The 15,274-nt window shown below is 52.1% G+C and carries 17 protein-coding genes; 5 read left to right on the forward strand and 12 right to left on the reverse strand.

The features are described from left to right. Positions 1-15: 15 nt before the first annotated feature. The 6 genes from QLG08_RS16980 to cpxP all read right to left on the reverse strand — a co-directional run bounded on the left by QLG08_RS16980 (position 16) and on the right by cpxP (position 5,838). Entirely contained in the window at positions 16-789 is a 774-nt protein-coding gene (locus QLG08_RS16980; protein WP_210454493.1) for a CDP-diacylglycerol diphosphatase, read from the reverse strand. A gap of 108 nt (positions 790-897) precedes the next feature. Beyond that, on the reverse strand, positions 898-1,887 hold the full coding sequence (locus QLG08_RS16985; RefSeq protein WP_015699313.1) for a sulfate ABC transporter substrate-binding protein: 990 nt from the start codon (positions 1,885-1,887) through the stop codon (positions 898-900). 146 nt (positions 1,888-2,033) lie between these two features. Beyond that, positions 2,034-2,996, reverse strand: coding sequence for a 6-phosphofructokinase (pfkA, locus tag QLG08_RS16990; RefSeq protein ID WP_006121288.1), 963 nt, complete (start codon positions 2,994-2,996; stop codon positions 2,034-2,036). Positions 2,997-3,202: 206 nt separating this feature from the next. After that, on the reverse strand, positions 3,203-4,105 hold the full coding sequence (gene fieF, locus QLG08_RS16995) for a CDF family cation-efflux transporter FieF (protein ID WP_014604761.1): 903 nt from the start codon (positions 4,103-4,105) through the stop codon (positions 3,203-3,205). Between the two features lie 234 nt (positions 4,106-4,339). Then, positions 4,340-4,504, reverse strand: coding sequence for a KGG domain-containing protein (locus tag QLG08_RS17000; RefSeq protein ID WP_013027707.1), 165 nt, complete (start codon positions 4,502-4,504; stop codon positions 4,340-4,342). Positions 4,505-5,328: 824 nt separating this feature from the next. Continuing rightward, the gene (cpxP, locus tag QLG08_RS17005) at positions 5,329-5,838 is read right to left on the reverse strand and encodes a cell-envelope stress modulator CpxP (protein ID WP_013027709.1); all 510 of its coding nucleotides are present in this window, start codon (positions 5,836-5,838) and stop codon (positions 5,329-5,331) included. A 148-nt stretch (positions 5,839-5,986) separates the two neighbouring features. Here cpxP and cpxR point away from each other — a divergent pair, with 148 nt between their 5' ends. Genes cpxR through trmL form a run of 3 tightly spaced genes read left to right on the forward strand, consistent with a single transcriptional unit; the run spans position 5,987 to position 8,570 of the window. Continuing rightward, positions 5,987-6,685, forward strand: coding sequence for an envelope stress response regulator transcription factor CpxR (gene cpxR / locus QLG08_RS17010; RefSeq protein WP_014604760.1), 699 nt, complete (start codon positions 5,987-5,989; stop codon positions 6,683-6,685). Next, positions 6,682-8,061, forward strand: a complete 1,380-nt coding sequence (gene cpxA, locus QLG08_RS17015; protein WP_013027711.1) for an envelope stress sensor histidine kinase CpxA — start codon at positions 6,682-6,684, stop codon at positions 8,059-8,061. The genes cpxR and cpxA overlap by 4 nt, the downstream gene beginning before the upstream one ends. Positions 8,062-8,096: 35 nt before the next feature. Then, positions 8,097-8,570, forward strand: coding sequence for a tRNA (uridine(34)/cytosine(34)/5-carboxymethylaminomethyluridine(34)-2'-O)-methyltransferase TrmL (gene trmL, locus QLG08_RS17020; RefSeq protein WP_013027712.1), 474 nt, complete (start codon positions 8,097-8,099; stop codon positions 8,568-8,570). Here trmL and cysE read toward each other — a convergent pair. The 5 genes from cysE to QLG08_RS17045 form a co-directional block, all read right to left on the reverse strand. Continuing rightward, on the reverse strand, positions 8,567-9,388 hold the full coding sequence (gene cysE, locus QLG08_RS17025; protein ID WP_013027713.1) for a serine O-acetyltransferase: 822 nt from the start codon (positions 9,386-9,388) through the stop codon (positions 8,567-8,569). The genes trmL and cysE overlap by 4 nt on opposite strands. A gap of 66 nt (positions 9,389-9,454) precedes the next feature. Beyond that, positions 9,455-10,471: an NAD(P)H-dependent glycerol-3-phosphate dehydrogenase gene (gene gpsA / locus QLG08_RS17030; protein WP_013027714.1), complete on the reverse strand. Its 1,017-nt coding sequence runs from the start codon at positions 10,469-10,471 to the stop codon at positions 9,455-9,457. Further along, a complete protein-coding gene (gene secB / locus QLG08_RS17035; protein WP_013027715.1) occupies positions 10,471-10,941 on the reverse strand; it encodes a protein-export chaperone SecB in 471 nt (156 codons plus the stop codon). The genes gpsA and secB overlap by 1 nt, the downstream gene beginning before the upstream one ends. Positions 10,942-10,977: 36 nt before the next feature. Then, the gene (gene grxC / locus QLG08_RS17040; protein WP_013027716.1) at positions 10,978-11,232 is read right to left on the reverse strand and encodes a glutaredoxin 3; all 255 of its coding nucleotides are present in this window, start codon (positions 11,230-11,232) and stop codon (positions 10,978-10,980) included. A 16-nt stretch (positions 11,233-11,248) separates the two neighbouring features. After that, a complete protein-coding gene (locus QLG08_RS17045; RefSeq protein ID WP_013027717.1) occupies positions 11,249-11,680 on the reverse strand; it encodes a rhodanese-like domain-containing protein in 432 nt (143 codons plus the stop codon). 252 nt (positions 11,681-11,932) lie between these two features. Between QLG08_RS17045 and envC the strand changes: the two genes are divergently transcribed. Both envC and QLG08_RS17055 read left to right on the forward strand, forming a co-directional pair. Then, positions 11,933-13,234, forward strand: coding sequence for a murein hydrolase activator EnvC (envC, locus tag QLG08_RS17050; protein WP_019105399.1), 1,302 nt, complete (start codon positions 11,933-11,935; stop codon positions 13,232-13,234). Further along, positions 13,235-14,146 (forward strand): divergent polysaccharide deacetylase family protein, encoded by a 912-nt coding sequence (locus QLG08_RS17055; protein WP_019105398.1) that lies wholly within the window; start codon positions 13,235-13,237, stop codon positions 14,144-14,146. It begins immediately after the preceding gene. Between the two features lie 86 nt (positions 14,147-14,232). Here QLG08_RS17055 and tdh read toward each other — a convergent pair whose 3' ends face one another. Beyond that, positions 14,233-15,267, reverse strand: a complete 1,035-nt coding sequence (gene tdh / locus QLG08_RS17060; protein ID WP_013027720.1) for an L-threonine 3-dehydrogenase — start codon at positions 15,265-15,267, stop codon at positions 14,233-14,235. Positions 15,268-15,274 lie beyond the last annotated feature (7 nt).

Consider the following 15,274-nt stretch of genomic DNA (forward strand, 5'->3'; position numbering starts at 1 on the left):
GCATAAGCGGCCTCATCAGGCCGCTTTTTTTATGGGTTGCAGCAGGGCGCAGTCGTGATCCTGCACCTCCTCTGCCGATCCCTTATTCAGCAAAAGCCAGTTGCGCGCTACCGCCATCAGCACCAGACGACCATCGGGTAAGCTTGCCAGTGCCATACCGTATTTCCCCATCGCATTCTTAGCATCAGGGACTGATGACGCTAACCGGATAAAGACACTCTGTTGATCCAGTTCCGCCTGACTGAGCACCCGCACAATATAGTGATGGTTCAGAAAGGTAACATCCTTCCACTGCGCATTGAGAGTCGGTGCCAGTCCATCCAGTTGCTGACGGACATCGGGCCGTAAGCAGGAAATATGAATATGGAGCTGATTCTGAGTTCGGCCGTACTCGGAGTTGATCGCCAGCGACAGCACGGTGTCTTTAATGGGCGAGCCGAATTTCTGCGCCACTACGCCTCTGTCATGCCAGGCAAAGCTGAAAAAATTGGGTGTGGCTGTGCTGAGCAACCGCGGGCTTTCGATGCCGGTTATCTTATCAACGGGAATTAACAGGTATTGCAAGGGACCGTTACGGTCTTTGAGCAGTGTATAACGCTGCTGCAGATCAACTCGCAGGCAAGGCGCGGGTTGCCCGTTATTCTGCTGATTGGGTACGCACTTTTCGCTGACGATCTGCCAAAGCGCATCGGCATTGCCTTTAACATGAAGGGAAGCTATCCCCATTCCTGCCACGACAAGCACCAGCAGAAACGCAATGATGATGAAGGCCCGACGATTTGCCTGCATAGTTACCCTCTCCATACTGAATCAGTCAGCATCCTCGCCTGACAGCGCCGGAATGTCACGCATAAAAAAACCAGCGTTTCCGCTGGTTTAGATTGTGTCAGGCGATCGTTACGGCTTCATGACCTGGTCATAGGTGCCGCCATCCGCGAAGTGGGTTTTTTGTGCCTTAGCCCAACCGCCGAATTTCTCGTCCACAGTAAACAATTTTACAGGGGCAAAGGTGCTGGCAAACTTCTTCGCAACCTCAGCATTGCGCGGACGATAGTAATTCTCGGCTGCAATCGTCTGTCCCTCGGTCGAATAGAGATACTTCAGATAGGCCTCAGCCACTGGGCGCGTTCCCTTCTCATCAACCACTTTATCCACTACGGAAACCGTCGGCTCTGCCAGAATAGACTCGCTTGGAGTAACGATCTCAAACTTGTCTTTGCCCAGCTTATTCACGGCCAGGTACGCCTCATTTTCCCAGGCGATCAGAACATCACCAATGCCGCGCTCAACGAAGGTGTTGGTCGCACCGCGCGCACCGGAATCCTGCACTTCAACATTTTTAAACAGGGCTTTGACATAGCTTAGCGCTTTTGCCTGATCGCCGTTGTTGTGATCCAACGCCCAGCCCCAGGCTGCCAGGTAATTCCAGCGTGCACCACCTGAGGTTTTTGGATTAGGCGTGATGACGGAAACGCCAGGTTTGATCAGATCGTTCCAGTCATGGATCCCTTTTGGATTACCCTTGCGGACCAGGAACACAATCGTGGAAGTATAAGGTGCCGAGTTATCCGGCAGACGCTTAATCCAGTTCTTATCAATGCGGCCACGTTCAGCAATCGCATCAATATCAGACTGCAGCGCCAGCGTCACGACGTCAGCACGAATGCCGTTTATCACTGATGTGGCCTGCTTGCCTGAGCCGCCATGCGACTGACGGATCACCACATTATCGCCCGTTTCCTGTTTATAGTGCGCACTGAAGGCCTTGTTGTACTGCTCATACAGCTCACGGGTGGGATCGTAAGAAACGTTTAACAGCTGAATATCCTTCGCCAGAACACTGCCTGATGCCAGTAACAAGCTAATACCGATGGCCCATTTATTCATTGCGCACTCTCCCAGTTCATTATGGGACAAGCGTGACATAAACTTTTTCAGAGCTAAAAGAATTAAAAATAAGCGGTTATAACTTTGGGGAATATACGGAAGGTATAAGGGCATGCCTGAAGAGCATGCCCGTTAATGCGGTGAAATCAGTAAAGCTGCTTCGCGGTATCCATCCAGTCACGCTTGAATGGACGCTTCATGTTCTCGATCGCATCAATGATGTCATGGTGCACCATTTTGTCGTTCTGAATACCCACACAGCGGCCACCGTAGCCCTGCATGAGCAGTTCAATGGAATACGCGCCCATGCGGGATGCAAGAATACGATCATATGCGCACGGCGCACCGCCACGCTGAATGTGGCCAAGTACCGTCGCGCGCGTTTCGCGCTTCGTTTCGGTCTCGATAAACCGCGCCAGATCGTCGATATCACAGATATGTTCAGTGATAGCAACAATCGCATGCTTTTTACCTTTCGCGATGCCGGCCTTAATTTCTGCCACCAGCTCTTCACGGGTATAGGGAATTTCTGGCAACACGATAAACTCGCATCCACCAGCGATAGCGGCAGCCAGGGTCAAATCGCCACAGTAACGGCCCATCACTTCAACGATGGAGATGCGCTGGTGTGATGAAGAGGTATCACGCAGGCGATCAATCGCCTCCACCACCGTTTCCAGTGCAGTAAAGTAGCCAATGGTGTAATCGGTGCCGGCAACATCGTTATCGATCGTGCCTGGCAGGCCGATACAGGGGAACCCCATCTCGGTCAGTCGCTTGGCGCCCATATAGGAACCGTCCCCGCCAATCACGACTAACGCATCAATACCGCGCTTTTTCAGGTTTTCAATGGCCACCTGACGGACATCATCGTTACGAAACTCAGGAAAACGCGCTGAACCCAAAAAAGTGCCGCCGCGATTAATCATGTCAGATACGCTGTAACGATCGAGATTGATCATCCGGTCTTCGTACAAACCCTGATAGCCGTCATAGATACCAAAAACTTCCAGCCCTTCACTTAACGCGGAGCGAACCACGCCGCGAATGGCTGCGTTCATGCCTGGGGCGTCACCGCCGCTGGTCAGTACACCAATTTTTTTGATCATGACAACCTCTGGATTGTTCAAAGCTAAGGGTTAATCCGGCCTGTTCAACGCTGATAAACACGATTGTGATGAGCGCAACATATAATGGCAGATAGTATATCAAAGGCCTGCGGCTGAATTGATTCAGGTCAGACAACTTTTCACTAATTTTTTGCAGCAATGTTAAAAACGTGCCGTTTCCATTTTATTAACTTAATTCATGTAAGTTAAAAGTTAAAAGAATCCTGCTTTTCAAACGGTACCACAGAACAGGGATCCTGATGAATAATGACGTCAGAACCGGGAAACGCTTTTCGCAGCGCTTTCTCTACCTGATCGGCAATACGATGAGCCTGGACGAGCGGTAACTGATCTTCGAGCTCAACGTGAAGCTGGATAAACTTTGTCGGGCCGGACTGACGCGTACGCACATCGTGTACGCCCTGCACACCCGGCCAGTTGAGGGAAATCGCAATAATTTGTTGCCGCTCTTCATCGGGTAATGCTCTGTCCAGTAAAGACTGAACGGCTTCATGGCCCATCCGCAGCGCACTAAAAAGAATATAGACGCCAATCCCTAACGCAAACAGTGCATCAGCGCGCGTGAAACCGTAACTGCTTAATATCAGCGCCACCAGGATAGCCCCGTTCATAAACACATCTGACTGATAGTGCAGCATATCTGCGCGAATGGCCTGACTCCGGGTTTTACGCACGACCCAGCGCTGGAAGGTGACCAGTACTAATGTCGAAACCAGCGCTACGACGGTGACAACAATTCCGATGCCCGGCGAGCGCAGTTCGTTAGGGGAAGCGAGATGTTGAATACCCGTAAGAAAGAGGAAAAGGGCTGAACCCGAAATGAACATGCTTTGGGCCAGCGCGGCCAGCGACTCCGCTTTACCATGCCCAAATGTATGATCGTCATCGGCGGGCTGTAAGGAATAACGCACTACCAGCAGGTTGGTCAGCGAGGCGGCAATATCCACCAGGGAATCGACCAGCGCGGCCAGCAGGCTAACCGATCCGGTGTACCACCAGGCAAAAATCTTCACAACCAACAAGACGGAAGCCAGCAGCGTCGCCGCGACTGCCGCAGACTGGATTAACTTTCCGTACGAAGCCTGCATGCCAAACTCCATAGACATATTACTGAAACGTAACGCAGTATGAGAGAAAGGCTAAGTTTAACACTACAGAAGGCGTCGCGCCTGACTGTCTGAACGGCGAAGAAGCAGGATGAAATGGCATTTCTGAAGGGAAAAAAAATACTTCGCCCCGTCCTCATAGAGAGACGGGGCGAATTGCCTACCTTGGGTAAGCGCCAAATCAACGTGCAGATTTGGTTCAGTGCTTAGCAGCCGTTACTTTTTGCCGCCTTTCTTACCCGCTTCGGAGGCTTTTTCGGGGTTATTTTTAAAATTACCGCCGCCGCCAGTGCCGCTGCTCTTACCGCCTTTTTTACCGGCTTCAGACGCTTTTTGCGGGTTGTCTGCGAAATTACCTGAACCACCACGATGCTCTGCCATAATTTACTCCGTTAATAGGTTAATTCGGACTACATGATGTGGTTGCTGCTCTCCGTTAATTTCGTAAGTACATCGGCTTCCATGCTGAGACAACTTAAGTGTAGAACTGCGCAATTAGCGTGCAAGCGGAGCGGGATATTTGCAGCTGATTGAAATATAAATAAAAACAAAGCAGGAAGTTAAATAAGTTTTACTTATCATGTATTTAAAAGATGAAAGAAAAGTGAAATATCTTCGATGGAAAAACGCGCAAGAAAAACAGCCCCCTGAAAAAAAGGAATAAAACCAACGGTGTTTTCTATTTTTTTAACTATCCGATAAATTGTAAATTCATCGTAAATGATAAATCGCAGATGAAAAACATCTTGAGATGAAAAGGGATCTTTGGTTCAAAGTGAGCCAGGAACAATTCTGCAAATTAATGAACTGGCGAAGCCAGATATACCCAGGCATCAAGCTATGCATATCTTGCGGCATACGTTCAGTCGTTGGTCATGATAGACGGCAGAAATCTCATATCGGTACAGGCGATTTTAGGCCATGCGAGGATTGAGCAAACGGCAGCTTATGCCCATCTTGCACCTAACGATTTGAGGGATGCGATTACGCGTAATCCGCTTGAAGGTGGCCTCAATGTGTAGCTAATGTTGTCTACATATTGTCTACACCAGCGGCGCTTATACCTGTCTGCAAATGCTTAGCGTGTTTTTAAGCAGCCCTGATTTTAAAGGATTTTTTGATAAGTACCTGATAAAAAAAACCCCCTCATCATGAGGGGGAAGACAGGGATGTGTCTATGGCAAGGAAAACAGGGATACTATTTACTACTGGTTACTACTGGTACGACTCACGGGTTGCAGCGATGATGCTGGCTGCAGATTCGAAAGCTTGCGTAATGAATTTATACGCCGCTCATAATTCTTTTGTAACGCGGCCTGCTGCTCCGGCGTTAACAGGTGGTACATCTGATTACGAACGCGCGCCATCTCAACCTGCTGCTCTACCTGAACTCTGGCAATGGCTTCTGCCTTACTGCGGATGGCCGCTTCGTTAAAATTATCTGCAGTCACTAAATCATGCATGGCTGCGATATCATCAATATTCGTTGCCGGACGATCGTGTCGGGCTTGCTGCATAAGGTCACGCATCTGCTGCCGTTGATGTTCCGTCAACTCAATGCCGTCGAACATGTGACTTTGCGAATTTTGCGTCATACTGCCTGTCGTAAATTCGCCGTGATGCACATCATCAGGCGCCATCGGCTCTGCTGCTCTTGCGCTGGCGTTACAGAGAACCATCGCTGAGGCAATAACGACGGCGGTTAATTTGCGCATCGTTTACTCCAGTTCGTTCTGTTTTGCGATTCAACGATAGCCAGTGTACGGCGATAGCTGCAAACATCCGTCAGGGGGTGTAAAAGTACGTAAATCGATGGATTGGTATCATGGGAACACGCTATTTTGCCTGCGGAGGGCTACAAAAATGAATAAAATCCTGTTGGTAGATGATGACCGCGAATTAACTTCGCTTTTGAAAGAGCTGTTGGAAATGGAAGGGTTTGAAGTCGTGGTCGCCAGCGATGGTGAACAAGCGTTGAACCTGCTTGATAACTCAATTGATCTGCTTTTACTGGATGTCATGATGCCGAAGAAAAACGGTATCGACACCCTGAAAGAATTACGCCAGCAATATCAGACGCCCGTCATTATGCTTACCGCACGCGGAAGCGAACTGGATCGCGTGCTGGGCCTTGAACTGGGTGCCGATGACTATCTGCCTAAACCCTTTAACGATCGTGAGCTGGTCGCGCGTATTCGCGCTATCCTGCGTCGTTCAAACTGGAGTGAACAGCAGCAGCAGCACGATAATAGTTCACCCACGCTGGAAGTTGACTGCCTGCGCCTGAATCCGGGCCGTCAGGAAGCCAGTTTCGACAGCGAGACGCTGGATCTCACCGGAACGGAATTCACCCTGCTTTATCTTCTGGCACAGCATCTTGGGCAGGTTGTCTCTCGCGAGCACCTTAGCCAGGAAGTGCTGGGCAAACGCCTTACGCCTTTTGACCGCGCCATTGACATGCACATCTCTAACCTGCGCCGTAAGCTCCCTGACCGCCGTGACGGACATCCGTGGTTTAAGACATTACGTGGCCGCGGCTATCTGATGGTTTCTGCATCATGATAGGAAGTTTGACTACCCGCATCTTTGCTATTTTCTGGCTGACGCTGGCACTGGTATTGATGCTGGTGCTCATGGTACCCAAGCTTGATTCACGTCAGATGACGTCGCTGATGGAGAGTGAGCAGCGTCAGGGGACGATGATAGAGCAGCACGTTGAAGCGGAGTTAATGCGCGATCCCCCTAACGATTTGATGTGGTGGCGGCGCTTATTTCGCGCGATTGAGAAATGGGCACCGCCCGGTCAGCGCTTGCTGTTAGTCACCAGCGAAGGCCGGGTTATTGGCGCGCAACATAATGAAATGCAGGTTATCCGTAACTTCATCGGTCAGTCAGACAATGCCGATCATCCACAGAAGAAAAAGTATGGTCGCGTCGAAATGGTGGGCCCTTTCGCCGTTCGGGATGGGGAGGATAACTATCAGCTTTACCTGATTCGGCCTGCCAGCAGTTCTCAACTGGACTTTATCAACCTGCTGTTTGACCGGCCTTTGCTACTGCTTATCGTTACCATGCTGATTAGCTCACCGCTTCTGCTCTGGCTGGCGTGGAGCCTGGCGCGTCCTGCACGTAAACTCAAATACGCTGCGGATGAAGTGGCCAGCGGCAACCTGCGTCAACATCCTGAACTGGAATCGGGCCCGCAGGAGTTTCTGGCCGCCGGTTCCAGCTTCAATCAAATGGTGAGTGCGCTGGAGCGCATGATGAACGGTCAGCAACGTCTGCTTTCCGATATCAGCCACGAATTGCGTACGCCGCTGACGAGACTTCAGCTGGCTACCGCCCTGCTGCGTCGCCGTCAGGGTGAAGGCAAAGAGCTGGAGCGCATTGAGATGGAAGCTCAGCGGCTTGACGGCATGATTAATGACCTGTTGGTGCTGTCGAGAACCCAGCATAAGAACGCGCTGGTTAGCGAAGCCATGAAGGCAAACCAGCTCTGGAATGACGTGCTGGAAGACGCCAGGTTTGAAGCGGAACAAATGGGCAAGACGCTGGAGATTCCTTATCCTCCAGGCCCCTGGCCGCTATACGGCAACCCACATGCGCTGGAAAGCGCGCTGGAGAACATCGTCCGTAATGCGTTGCGCTACTCGCACACGCATATCAGCGTCAGTTTTTCCGTGGATATCTCGGGTATTACCGTGCACGTTGACGATGACGGTCCTGGCGTCAGCCCGGAGGATCGCGAGCAGATATTTCGTCCTTTCTACCGCACTGATGAAGCGCGGGACAGGGAATCCGGCGGTACCGGCCTGGGGCTGGCGATCGTGGAAACGGCAATACAGCAACATCGCGGGTGGGTCAAAGCGGATGACAGCCCACTGGGTGGACTGCGCCTCACTATCTGGCTGCCACTTTACTCCTCTGCAAGGCAATAATTTGCTATGCTTCGGCCCTCGTTATCGGGGGCCTTATGCTTAACATCGTATTATTTGAACCAGAAATCCCACCTAACACCGGCAATATTATTCGCCTGTGCGCCAATACCGGTTTTCAGCTCCACCTGATTGAGCCACTGGGCTTTGCCTGGGACGATAAGCGCCTGCGTCGCGCCGGGCTGGACTATCACGAATTTACCGCGATCAAATTTCATGCTGACTATCAGGCTTTCATCGCTACCGAGCAGCCTGAGCGCCTGTTTGCGCTGACCACCAAAGGCACGCCCGCACACAGTGCGGTCAACTATCAGTCTGGGGATTATTTGCTGTTTGGACCGGAAAGCCGCGGGTTACCCGCAGAGATATTACAGGCTCTGCCCGCAGCGCAGAAAATCCGCATTCCGATGATGGCGGAAAGCCGTAGCATGAACCTGTCCAACGCGGTATCGGTAGTGGTTTACGAAGCGTGGCGCCAACTCGACTATGCTGGCGCACTGATTAAATCTTAAATACCATCGCCAAACTGGAAGCCTGCACCGTTACCGTTAAAGTGTTGATCCATATCCATTGACGGCTTTTCACTGCCGGGCTTACCGACGATGCGCGCAGGAACCCCGGCGGCGGTGGTATGTGGAGGGATAGATTGCAACACCACGGAGCCGGCACCAATCTTGGCACCACGGCCTACCTCGATATTACCGAGGATTTTCGCACCCGCGCCAATCATCACCCCTTCACGAATTTTCGGATGGCGGTCGCCGCTGGTTTTTCCGGTGCCGCCAAGCGTTACTGACTGCAGGATTGATACATCATTTTCCACAACGGCGGTTTCACCGATCACAATCCCGGTGGCATGATCCAGCATGATCCCATGACCAATTTTGGCAGCCGGGTGAATATCAACCGCAAAGGAGACTGAGACTTCGTTTTGCAGATAAACGGCCAGAGCGCGTCGGCCTTCATTCCACAGCCAGTGCCCGATACGATGCGCCTGAAGCGCATGAAAGCCTTTCAGATAAAGCAGCGGCGTGGAGTATTTATCAACCGCAGGGTCGCGCAGGCGAACCGCCTGAATATCACAAGCAGCAGACGCAATCATTGAGGGATCTTCACGGTATGCTTCTTCTACCACTTCACGAATAGCGATAGCAGGCATGATCGGATTCGCCAGCTTATTGGCCAGCATATAGCTCAGAGCACTGCCAAGATTCTCATGCTTAAGCAATGTCGCATGGTAAAAGCTGGCCAGCATCGGCTCGCAGTCTGCCAGCGCGCGTGCTTCCGCCTTGATATTGTCCCAGACCAGTTCTAACTCATCAGACGACATGCTGTTTTCTCCCGATAAAAAAGCGCCTTGATCGGCGCTGCAGGTGATGATGCCTGGCTTCCTGCTTTAGTTTGTACTGTTTTCGTCCTTCCTCGAACGCCCCAGCAGGCTTAATGCTGCATCTCGTGCCGGTTTTCCGCAATAGAGCACCTGATAAATCTGCTCCGTAATGGGCATTTCAACCCCGACACGTGCAGCCAGCGCTTTGACTTCTTTCGTATTTCTGTAACCTTCTACAACTTGTCCGATAATGCGTTGTGCGCCATCGACCTCTTCGCCCTGCCCCAACATCATGCCAAAGCGGCGGTTACGCGACTGATTATCGGTACAGGTCAGCACCAGATCGCCCAGGCCTGCCATCCCCATAAACGTCGTGGGATCGGCACCCAACGCTGCGCCAAGACGGCTCATCTCTGCCAGTCCACGGGTGATTAATGCCGTTCGTGCATTCGCGCCAAATCCGATACCGTCCGATATCCCAGCACCAATCGCGATCACATTTTTAACCGCGCCACCCAGCTGAACCCCGATAAAATCGGGATTGTTATACACGCGGAAACTTTTGCCGCAGTGCAACCGCGTTTGCAAATCATCCGCAAACTGCGTATCGGTTGCCGCCAGCGCAATCGCCGTAGGTAAACCCGCGGCCAGTTCTTTCGCGAAGGTTGGGCCAGATATCACCGCCAGCGGAATGGCCTCACCCAGGATTTCCCGGGCGACGTCCTGCAGCAAACGACCGGTTTCTTTTTCCAGCCCTTTCGTCGCCCAGACGATACGCGAGTCCTCACGTAAGCCAGGTTTGATCTGCGTCAGCACTTCGCCAAAGACGTGGCTGGGTACGACCACCAGTAGATCGCGGCTGGCCGCAATGGCCCTGGCGAGATCGGGTTCAATCGTCAGATTATCGGGAAAGGGAACATCAGGCAGGAAAGCGAGATTGCAGCGGTCTGACTGCAGCTGTGCCATGTGGGCGGGATTATGCCCCCACAACAACACGGGATGGCCATTACGGGCCAGCGTAATCGCCAAAGCGGTGCCGTACGAACCGGCACCGATGACGCTAATCGAAGCGTGAGTAGTCATCAGGCATCCTGATGTTGCGCGGCACCTTCTTCGCCTTGCTGCTGCTGCAGATAGTTCATAAACAGCGCATCAAAGTTCACCGGCGCGAGGTTAAGCTGCGGGAACGTACCACGAGAAACCAGACTGGTGATGCATTCACGGGCATAAGGGAACAGAATATTCGGGCAGTAAGCGCCCAGGCAATGCGCCATCTGAGTACCGTCGATACCGCCGATGGTGAAAATGCCCGCCTGCTGCACTTCACACAGGAAAGCGGTATCTTCGCCAACGGTCGCGGTTACAGTCACACGCAGCACCACTTCATACACTTCATCAGCCAGCTGCGAAGAAGCCGTGTCCAGATCCAGCTTAACGTCTGGTTCCCACTCTTTCTGAAACACTTGTGGCGCGTTCGGCGCTTCAAAAGAAATGTCTTTCGTGTAAACGCGCTGAATCTGAAATTGCATTTCGTTGGTGTTATGTTCTGACATGTGACTAAGTCCTGTAAGTTAATATGTCTGGCGTAATTACGCCTGAAGTAACGGATCTAAACCTGCACGATCGTTGAGCGCCATCAGATCGTCGCAGCCGCCAATATGCTGACCGTCGATAAAGATCTGCGGCACGGTAGTCCGGCCACTGCGCTTAATCATCTCTTCGCGTTTTGCCATGTCCCCATCAATGGGAATCTCCTGAAACGCCACGCCTTTTTGACTTAGCAGCGCTTTTGCCCGGTGGCAATAAGGACAGGTTGCTTTGATGTAAATTTCAACATTTGCCATAGGGACCTCAGGATGATTATTTACCGCGAACCAACGGCAGATTTTCGCCGCTCCAACCACTGATACCGTCTTTCAGAACGGCAACCTGGGTAAATCCAGCCGCGCTCAGATGGGCAGCAGGATCTGCCGCGCTTTGTCCGGTTGCGCATACAACAATTATGGGCTGTGCTTTATGCTTTTCCAACTCGCCTAAACTGCCTTTCTTGATATCTGCTGCAGCCACATTTATCGCGCCCGAAATGTGCCCCTTGCGGTAATCATCACGCGAACGCACGTCTACCACTACCGCGTCCTCTTTGTTAATGAGTCGGGTTGCTTCGCCTCGACTGATAGTTTTTACTTTAGAGAACATTCCTTTAACGGTAGTCACAATCACCAGTACGAGTAAGACGACCCATGCCAGACTCAGGATGGGGTGATTGCTTGCAAACTGCATAATTTCTTGCATGAGGGGTAACGACTCCAGACCGGGCTAATAAGCTAAAACAAGGCTTCTGAGTATACCTGCGCCACTTCGCATGTACAGACGCTAAGCGGACAGAGTGACGATTTGTGCGTCATTTTCCAAAAAAATTGGCTGAATGGCAAAAATGTCGTGGCGCTTGTCCCTTGTCCTGATGAAAATGGATCGCACTGAGAAAGCAAAAGCCGGTCGGCAATGCTGGTAAGCAACTGTTCATCGTGGAATAATCATCGGCCTATGAAGGGAAAGACAACCGTTCTACCAACATGGACTCGTTACAACGGTCGCCCCCTGCCGTTGTTTACACGCTTGTCCGCCCTGTCTTTTAGCCTGCTTTATGCGGGCATATTGTTGTTTCCTCTACCCGGCTTATCGGCGGATGACAACAAAGCCCAGCTGAAATCTATCCAGCAAGAAATTGCCGAAAAAGAAAAAAGCGTAAAAGCCCAAAAGGTTCAGCGCAGCCAGTTACTGAATCAGCTACAAAGTCAGGAAAAGATCATTGCTCAGGCAAGTCGACAGCTACGGGAAACCCGTAACAGCCTGTCGGCCCTGAAAGGTGAGATTACCCAGGTCACCGCCTCGGTTTCCCGTCTTGAAAAGCAGCAGGCCCAGCAGGAAAAGCTGCTTGCTGAACAGCTGGACGCCGCCTTTCGCCAGGGGCAGCACAAAGGTTTGCAACTTCTGTTAGGCGGTGAAGAGAGTCAGCGTAGCGAACGTATCCTCGCTTACTTTGGCTATCTGAACACCGCACGTCAGGAAAATATCACCGCCCTGCAAACCACCCGTCAGGAATTAGCCCAACAGCGCGCCTCGCTGGAACAAAAGCAACAACAGCAGAAAACGCTGTTAACCCAGCAGCAAGAACAACAAGACAAACTCCAGCAAGCCAGCGCCGCGCGTAAAAAAACGCTCACGTCTCTGGAAAGCGCCCTGCAGAAGGATCAGGCTGACCTGGTTGAGATGCGCCAGAACGAAAGCCGCCTGCAAGATAAAATCGCTCGTGCCGAGCGAGAAGCCCGTGAACGCGCCGCCCGTGAGGCACGTGAGGCAGAAAAAGTGCGTCAGCGTCAGGTGCAGGCGAAAGCGAAAGGCTCCAGTTATCAGCCAACACAAAGCGAGCGCGAGCTGATGGCGCGAACGGGCGGACTGGGACGGCCCAACGGTCAGGATATCTGGCCGGTACGCGGACGCGTCGAACATCGGTTCGGTGAGGAACTGCAAGGCGAATTACGCTGGAAAGGCCTGGTCATTGCGGCTCCGGAAGGCACAGAGGTCAAAGCCATTGCCGATGGTCGTGTGTTGATGGCCGACTGGTTGCAGGGCTATGGTCTGGTCGTAGTTATCGAGCATGGTAAAGGAGATATGAGTCTGTATGGCTATAACCAAAGCGCCCTCGTCAGCGTAGGTGCCCAGGTGAAGGCCGGTCAGCCCATTGCGCTGGTGGGCACCAGCGGTGGTCGCGGCACGCCTTCGCTCTATTTTGAAATCCGACGTCAGGGTAAAGCGGTCAATCCAGTTCCGTGGTTGGGAAAATAAGTGTTAGTTCATCGTTACCAGATTACCGCCTTGCTGTGCGGACTGTTGCTCAGTTTCGCGTCCCAGGCCGCTAAGCTCGCCATCGTCATTGATGATTTCGGCTATCGACCCACGGAAGAAAATAAAGTGCTGCAAATGCCGCAGGCGATCTCTGTCGCGGTGCTTCCTGATGCGCCCTATGCACGTCAGATGGCCATCAAAGCGCATCAGGGCGGCCGTGAAGTTCTGATTCACCTGCCTATGGCGCCGTTAAGTAAGCAACCGCTTGAGAAAAACACCTTAACGCCTGAAATGAGCCGCGCGGAAATCGATCGCATCATCCGTAGTGCGGTCAACAATGTCCCCTATGCAGTGGGGCTGAATAACCATATGGGCAGCAAAATGACATCGAGCCTGCCGGGTATGCAAAAAGTCATGCAGGCGCTGAATCAGTACAATCTGTACTTTCTCGACAGCATGACGATTGGTAACAGTCAGTCACTGCAGGCCGCACAGGGAACGCACGTCAGGGTGCTTAAGCGTCGCGTATTTTTAGATGACAGTCAGGACATCAATGCGATTCGACAGCAGTTCAGCCGGGCAGTCAGTCTGGCCCAGCGTGATGGCTACGCGATTGCGATCGGTCATCCGCATCCCAATACCGTGCGGGTGCTGCAACAAATGTTGCCCTCGCTGCCCGCAGATATCACCCTGGTGACGCCGGGTCAGTTATTGAATGAACCGCTACGCAACGGCAACGCATCGCCAGCCAAAATCACACCACACAGCAAGCCACTTCAGGGCTTCCTGCCGCCTGGTGAATGTAAAGTGAAGCAGCCGCTGGCACCAGTTCCGGCTAGCCGTGCGCTGAGCGTTATTGGTGAAAGCATTACAGAAAGTCCGCTTTATCATCGTATTGATGAACTGTTCTAAAACACTCAGCACCAGGCATTAAACCTGGTGCTGAGCAATCACATTACGCAGACAAACGTTATCTTTCTTACTCGCTACTCGGGCGATCAAGGCGATGTCCAGTCCAGAATCACCTTTCCAGACTGCCCCGAGCGCATTTCATCAAAACCCTGCTGGAAGTCATCAATCGGGTAACGGTGAGTGATAATCGGGGTGAGATCCAAACCTGACTGAATCAGCGCGGCCATCTTATACCAGGTTTCGAACATCTCACGCCCATATATGCCCTTGATAAACAGTCCTTTAAAGATCACCAGATTCCAGTCAATAGCCATTTCTCCCGGAGGAATGCCCAGTAAGGCCAACCGCCCACCGTGATTCATCACCTCAAGCAAGGTTCGGAAAGCGGGCGGTGCACCTGACATTTCTAATCCCACGTCAAAGCCTTCTTTCATGTCCAGCGCATGCATGACTTCACGCAGATCTTCTCTGGCGACATTGACCGCGCAGGTCACGCCCATCTTGCGGGCCAGTTCAAGCCGGTAGTCATTAATGTCCGTGATCACGACATTCCGCGCACCCACATGGCGGCACACCGCAGCCGCCATAATACCAATAGGGCCGGCACCGGAAATGAGTACGTCTTCACCGACCAGGTCGAAGGATAAGGCGGTATGTACCGCGTTGCCGAAGGGATCAAAAATCGCTGCCAGCTCGTCGGAAATATTGTCGGGAATTTTGAATGCATTAAAGGCGGGAATAACCAGATACTCTGCAAAGCATCCCTGGCGGTTAACGCCAACGCCTTGGGTATTTCGACAGAGATGGGTACGGCCTGCGCGGCAGTTTCGGCAGTGCCCACAGGTGATATGCCCCTCACCCGAAACCCGATCGCCTATGTTAAACCCTTTAACCTCCTGACCAATAGCCACCACTTCACCGACATATTCGTGGCCGACAATCATGGGGACCGGGATGGTTTTACGCGACCAGTCGTCCCAGTTGTAAATATGTACGTCTGTCCCACAGATGGCGGTTTTACGAATTTTTATCAGCAGATCGTTGTGACCCGGCTCGGGAACAGGCGCATCAGTCACCATCCAGATGCCCTGCTCTTTTTTCAACTTAGCCAGTGCTTTCATGGTTAAT

It is taken from the genome of Pantoea sp. V106_11, assembly GCF_029967885.1.
GTDB classification, from domain to species: domain Bacteria; phylum Pseudomonadota; class Gammaproteobacteria; order Enterobacterales; family Enterobacteriaceae; genus Pantoea; species Pantoea ananatis.